At 67.3% G+C, this 6,494-nt stretch carries 3 protein-coding genes; all 3 read left to right on the forward strand.

Annotated features, from left to right (window positions below; all coding sequences use genetic code 11):
* Window positions 1-174 precede the first annotated feature (174 nt).
* On the forward strand, window positions 175-2,352 hold the full coding sequence (locus tag ACIRDX_RS06680) for a glutamine synthetase III (protein ID WP_396624624.1): 2,178 nt from the start codon (window positions 175-177) through the stop codon (window positions 2,350-2,352).
* A gap of 192 nt (window positions 2,353-2,544) precedes the next feature.
* Window positions 2,545-4,449 (forward strand): type IIA DNA topoisomerase subunit B, encoded by a 1,905-nt coding sequence (locus tag ACIRDX_RS06685; RefSeq protein WP_396624625.1) that lies wholly within the window; start codon window positions 2,545-2,547, stop codon window positions 4,447-4,449.
* Between the two features lie 54 nt (window positions 4,450-4,503).
* The coding region (locus tag ACIRDX_RS06690; protein WP_396624626.1) for a TonB-dependent receptor plug domain-containing protein at window positions 4,504-6,494 on the forward strand (1,991 nt) is incomplete at its 3' end.

Consider the following 6,494-nt stretch of genomic DNA (forward strand, 5'->3'; position numbering starts at 1 on the left):
GGGTGTGTCCTGTTTGGGTTTGTTGCCCCACTTGCTAGCTCAAAGTTGGCGTTTCAACAAACCGTGTCATCCGCCTTGCTCAACTGCGCTCCATCCGGCATACTGCCGCCACTTGCGTCGGGTGCAATGCCGCGCCCGCCCACGTCTTCCTCTCCACGCGAGGCACACGTCACTATGGGTTCTGCTGCGTCGCGCGAAGCCATTCGCGCCATCCGGGAATGGGCCATCACCGGGCCCGCTTCCCGCCCTGCTCCCCGTTCCGCGGACGACTTCGGCCGGCTCGTGTTCAACGATGCCGTCCAGCGCATCAAGCTGCCGCGGGCGGTCTACAAGGCCCTGCGCCGTACCATCACGCGCGGCGAGACCCTCGACGTGTCGGTGGCCGACGCCGTCGCCGTCGCCGTCAAGGACTGGGCCCTCGAGCACGGCGCCACGCACTACACGCACTGGTTCCAGCCCCTCACCGGCATCACCGCCGAGAAGCACGACGCCTTCCTGTCGCCGACCGCCGAAGGCAAGGCCGTCACCGAGTTCAGCGGCAAGGAACTCATCAAGGGTGAGCCGGACGCCTCGTCGTTCCCGTCCGGGGGCATGCGATCGACGTTCGAGGCGCGCGGCTACACCGCGTGGGACCCGACGTCGCCGCCCTGGATCTACAAGACCGCCTCTGGCACGACCCTCGTCATCCCGAGCGCCTTCGTCAGCTGGACCGGCGAGTCGCTCGACAAGAAGACGCCGCTGCTCCGCTCCATCGAGGCGCTCTCGAAGCAGGCGGTCCGCATCCTGAAGCTGTTCGGCTCCTCGTCGGACCGCGTCATGACCACGTGCGGCCCCGAGCAGGAGTACTTCCTGATCGATGCCAACTTCTACTACGCGCGTCCGGACCTGATCGGCGCCGGCCGGACCCTCTTCGGGGCCAAGCCGCCGAAGGGCCAGGAGCTCGAGGATCAGTACTTTGGCTCGATCCCCGAGCGCGTGCTGGCCTGCATGCGCGAGGTGGAGGACGAGCTCTACGCCATCGGCGTGCCGATCAAGACGCGGCACAACGAGGTCGCACCGAGCCAGTACGAAATCGCGCCGATCTTCGAGCAGGCCAACGTCGCCACCGACCACCAGATGATGGTCATGGAGACGCTCAAGCGCGTCGCCCCCAAGCACGGCCTCGCCTGCCTGCTGCACGAGAAGCCATTTGCCGGCGTCAACGGCTCGGGCAAGCACGTCAACTGGAGCATGTCCGACAGCGAGGGCAACAACCTCCTGAATCCGGGCGACACGCCGCACGACAACGTGCAGTTCCTCGTGTTCTGCTCCGCCGTCCTGCGCGCGGTCAACAAGTACCAGGGCCTGCTGCGCATGAGCGTGGCCAGCGCCGGTAACGACCATCGCCTCGGCGCCAACGAGGCCCCGCCCGCCATCATCTCGATCTTCCTCGGCGACATGCTCACCAGCATCTTCGAGCAGATCGAGAAGGGGGCCACGCGCAGCACGCAGCACGGCGGCCTGCTCGAGACCGGCGTCGACGTGCTGCCCAAGCTCCCGCGCGACGCGGGTGACCGCAACCGCACGAGCCCGTTCGCCTTCACCGGCAACAAGTTCGAGTTCCGCGCGGTGTCGTCCAACCAGAGCATCGCGTTCCCGAACATCGTGCTGAACGTGGCCGTGGCCGAGTCGCTCGACTACATCGCGACCGAGCTCGAGAAGGCGGTCGAGAAGGGGGCGGCGCTCGAGGACGCGATCGGCAAGCTCCTGGTCAAGCTGGTCAAGGAGAACAAGCGGATCATCTTCAACGGCAACGGCTACTCGGAGGAATGGCAGAAGGAAGCTGCCAAGCGCGGCCTGCTGAACCTCCGCAACACCGTCGACGCCCTGCCCCAGCTCGGCACGGCCGAGGCCGTCAAGCTGTTCGAGGACTACAAGGTCCTCAACAAGCGGGAGCTCGAGGCACGCCTCGAGATCAACCTGGAGGCCTACAACAAGTCCATCAACATCGAGGCCCAGACGATGGTGCTGATGGCCAACCGGTACATCCTGCCGGCCGCGCTGTCCTACGTCACGCAGGTGGCGCAGTCGGTGGCCGCGGGCAAGGCGGCCGGCGTCCAGAGCAAGGAAGCCAAGAAGCTGCTGACCGAGCTCACCAAGCTGGTGGACAGCTTCAAGCAGCGCACCGAGGCCCTGATCAAGGCGCTCGCCCATGAGGGCAACGGCGACTCGCACAAGCACGCCAAGTACATGCGCGACAAGATCGTGCCCGCCATGGCCGCGCTGCGCGAGACCGGTGATGCCATCGAGCAGATCGTGCCGTCCAACGACTGGCCGCTGCCGACCTACCGGGAAATGCTGTTCATCAAATAGGACATCGGCAGGCGGCAGTCGGCGGCAGTCGGCAGTCGGTAGTGACAAGAACGGGCGGCGGGTGCACACGCACTCGCCGCCTTTTGTTTTTGTTTCGCCTGCCGTATCCTTGCTCGGCGGCGCCGCGGCTCGCCTCGGGTCTCCTGTGGCCCGCGGCCGGCAGTCCGGCCCGCCTGACCGAACACCTGCCGAATGAGCACGTCCTACACCGCCAAAGACATCACCGTCCTCGAGGGGCTCGAGCCGGTCCGCAAGCGCCCCGGCATGTACATCGGCGGCGTCGGCGCCGCCGGGCTGCATCATCTCGTCTGGGAGGTCCTCGACAACTCCATCGACGAGGCGATGAACGGATATGCGAGCCAGATCGGCGTGGTCCTGCACGCCGACGGCAGCTCCATCACCGTGACCGACGACGGGCGCGGCATCCCCGTGGATGAGCACGCCCAGACCAGGAAGACGGCCCTCGAGGTCATCTTCACCGTGCTCCATGCCGGCGGGAAGTTCGAGCAGGGCAACTACAAGACGTCAGGCGGCCTGCACGGCGTCGGCGCCTCGGTGGTCAACGCGCTGTCGAAGGAACTGGTCGCCACCGTCAAGCGCGACGGATTCCTCTGGGAGCTGCGCTTCCGCCAGGGCGTGCCCCAGGGCCCCATCAAGAAACTCGGCCCCGCGCGCGGCACGGGCACGACCGTCTTCTTCCATCCCGACGCGACCATCTTCCCGAAGATCGAGTTCGACGCCGAGACCATCGCCCAGCGCCTCGAAATCGCCAGCTACCTGCATCGCGGCCTGAAGATCTCGTTCGAGAACGAGGTGACCCGGGAGAAGGTCACCTACAACCACGCCGATGGCCTGGCCGACTACCTGAAGAAGCTGGTCGCCGACCGGGGCGCGAAGCCGGTGCACGACACGGCCTTCGTCGTCACGCGCGACGGCGCCCTGCGGCTCGACCTCGCCCTCCAGTGGACCGAGTCGACCGACGAGCACCTGCGCAGCTACGTCAACGGCATCCCGACGGGGTCGGGCGGCACCCACGAGAACGGATTGCGCGCCGGCCTCGGCAAGGCGATGCGCAACTTCATCGAGACGCACAACCTCACGCCCCGCGGCGTGACCCTCACCGCCGAGGATCTGCGCGAGGGCCTGGTGGGCGTGCTGAGCGTGTTCATCGAGGAGCCGCAGTTCCAGGGGCAGACGAAGGACCGGCTGAACAACCCCGAGGTGCTATCGGCCGTCGACGGCCTGGTGCGCCCGGCGCTCGAGCACTGGCTGAACTCGAACATCTCGATTGCCGAGGCCATTGTCGCGCGGGTGATCCTCGCCGCGCGCGCCCGCGAGGCCAGCCGCGCCGCGCAGCAGGAGGTGACCCGCAAGACGGCGACCGCCCATCGCCTCACCCTGCCCGGCAAGCTCTCCGATTGCACCACCACCAACCGCGGCCTCAGCGAGCTCTTCATCGTCGAGGGCGACTCGGCCGGCGGTTCCGCCAAGCAGGGCCGCGACCGCATCCGGCAGGCGATCCTGCCGTTGCGCGGCAAGGTGTTGAACACCGAGAGCGCCTCGACCGCCAAGGTCCTCGAGAACAAGGAACTGGCCGACCTGGTCACGGCCCTCGGCTGCGGCGTCGGCAAGCAGTTCGATCTGGCGCGCCTGCGGTACGGCAAGGTCATCATCCTGGCCGACGCCGACTCCGACGGCCACCACATCGCGACCCTCCTGCTGACGTTCATCTACCGGCACATGCCGCAGCTGATCGCCGGTGGCCGCGTCTACCTGGCGCAGCCGCCCCTGTTCCGCATCGACGTGGGCAAGGAGACGTTCTGGGCGCAGGACGATGCCCAGCGGGATGCGCTGGTGAAGAAGCTCACCGGGCGGGCCCGGCCAGACATCACGCGCTTCAAGGGCCTCGGCGAGATGATGCCGAAGGTGCTGTGGGAGACGACCCTGAACCCCAAGACGCGTCGTCTTCTCCGGGTCACGATCGCCGACCAACTGGTCACCGATCGGGTGATCAACGAGCTGATGGGGAAAGATGCCTCGGCCCGGTTCCGGTTCATCATGGACCGCGCCGAGGAGGCCGAGGAACTGGACGTGTAGCGCCCGATAGTTGCAGCCCAGCCGTCACGAGCGTAAGGTTGAGCACTCGAACCCATGACTCGTCGCCCCGCGTCCATGCTTGCATCGGCGCTGTTCCTCCTCGCGTGGAGCACGTGCCCCTCGACCGTCCTCGCCCAGGCCCCGACCGCGCCGCCGGCCCCAGCCCCGGCCACCGGGCAACCGGCGCCTCAGCCTCCTGCCGAGGCTGAGGCCGAGGAAAAGCAGAAGTACGAAGAGGAAGTGGTGGTCAGCGCCTCCCGCACGGAGCAGGCGCTGGTCAATGCGCCCGCCACGGTGACCCTGATCGATCAGGCGCTCATCCAGAACTCCCCGGCCACCAACTACGCCGACCTGCTGCGCGCCGTGCCCGGGCTGAACGTCACGCAGACCTCGGCGCGCGACATCAACATCACCTCCCGCTCGGCGACCGGGACCCTCGCGACCTCGCAACTGGCGCTGGTGGACGGCCGGAGCATCTACCAGGACTTCTTCGGGTTCATCGCCTGGGACTTCCTGCCGATCGACCCGCAGGAGATCAAGCAGATCGAGGTCATCCGCGGGCCGGCCTCCGCGGTCTGGGGCGCCAACGCGCTGACCGGCGTGGTCAACATCATCACCAAGACCCCGCGCGAGCAGCAGGGGTCGTCGTTCTCGCTGAGCGGCGGCGTCTTCGGGCGCGACGCGGACGGCGTCGAGCGCGCCCAGGGCAACCTGTTCTCGGTCAGCGCCAGCCACGCGGCGGCGGTCAACGACCGCTGGGCCTACAAGGTGACCAGTGGCTACTACCAGCAGGACGCGATGGCCCGGCCGTCGGGCCCCATCAACAATGGCACCGCGACGCAGTACCCCGACTTCGGCAACAGCGGCACGCGACAGCCGAAGTTCGATGCCCGCCTCGACTACGACCATCCGGACGGTCGCCAGAAGGTGGTCATGCAGGGCGGCTTCTCGGGCACCGAGGGCATGATCCACACCGGGATCGGGCCCTTCGACATCGATCGCGGGACCTACCTGGCGTACGGCAAGGTGAACTACTCGCGCGGCGCGACGCGGCTCAACACCTTCGTCAACCGCGTCGATGGTAGCGCCACCAACCTGCTCGCCGTCGGCGTCGACGGCAGGCCGCTGCCCTTCATCTTCAAGAACACGACCTTCGACGTCGAGGCCGGCCACCTGGCCACCATCGGCACCCGCCACGTGCTGAGCATGGGCGGCAACTTCCGCTACAACGCCTTCGACCTGTCGTTGGCACCCGGCGAGGACTCCCGGACCGAGGGCGGCGTCTACCTGCAGGACGAGATCTTCCTGTCGTCGATGTGGCGCTGGGTGGTCGGCGGCCGTGTGGACAAGTTCTCCGTGCTCGACAACGTCGTCTTCTCCCCGCGCACGACCCTGATGTTCAAGCCCGCGCCCGCACACACGATTCGCGTGTCGTACAACCGCGCGTACCGGGCACCCTCGCTGGTCAACAACTTCCTCGACACGACGATCATCAACCAGCTCGATCTCGGCGCGCTCAACCCGGGGCTGGCCGGGCGCGTGTACAACTTCCCCGTCGCCGCCGTCGGCAACCCCGGCCTCTCCGAGGAGTCGCTCGACGCGTACGAGATCGGCTACTCGGGCGTGATCGCCAACCGCGCGACCGTCAGCGCCGCCTTCTACGTCAACGACAGCAAGAACTCGATCTTCTTCACGCAGAACGGGTCGTATCGCGCCGCCAATCCGCCGCCGGGCTGGCCGCTGCCGCCCGCCGCGCTCGAGCTGATCTTCCTCTCGGGCCGCTTCGGTCCGGGCAATGGGCTGCCGGCCTCGTTCACCTACCTGAACTTCGGCAAGGTGCGCCAGAAGGGGCTCGAACTCGGCGTCGACGCCGACATCGCGGCCGGCTGGTCGGGCTTTGCCAACTACTCGTTCCAGCCGACCCCCGAGCCCTCGGGGTTCGACATCTCGGAACTGAACCTGCCGTCGCGGCACCGGGTGAACATCGGCGCCAACTACAACGGTCCGCGGATGCTGGGCAACCTGTCGATGAGCTACGCCAGCGA

Source organism: Luteitalea sp., from assembly GCF_044337415.1.
In the GTDB taxonomy this organism is placed as follows: domain Bacteria; phylum Acidobacteriota; class Vicinamibacteria; order Vicinamibacterales; family Vicinamibacteraceae; genus Luteitalea.

Coding starts and splice junctions, on each gene's coding strand:
- ACIRDX_RS06685 (WP_396624625.1), top strand. CDS start 2,545: ATGAGCACGTCCTACACCGCCAAAGACATCACCGTCCTCGAGGGGCTC.
- ACIRDX_RS06680 (WP_396624624.1), top strand. CDS start 175: ATGGGTTCTGCTGCGTCGCGCGAAGCCATTCGCGCCATCCGGGAATGG.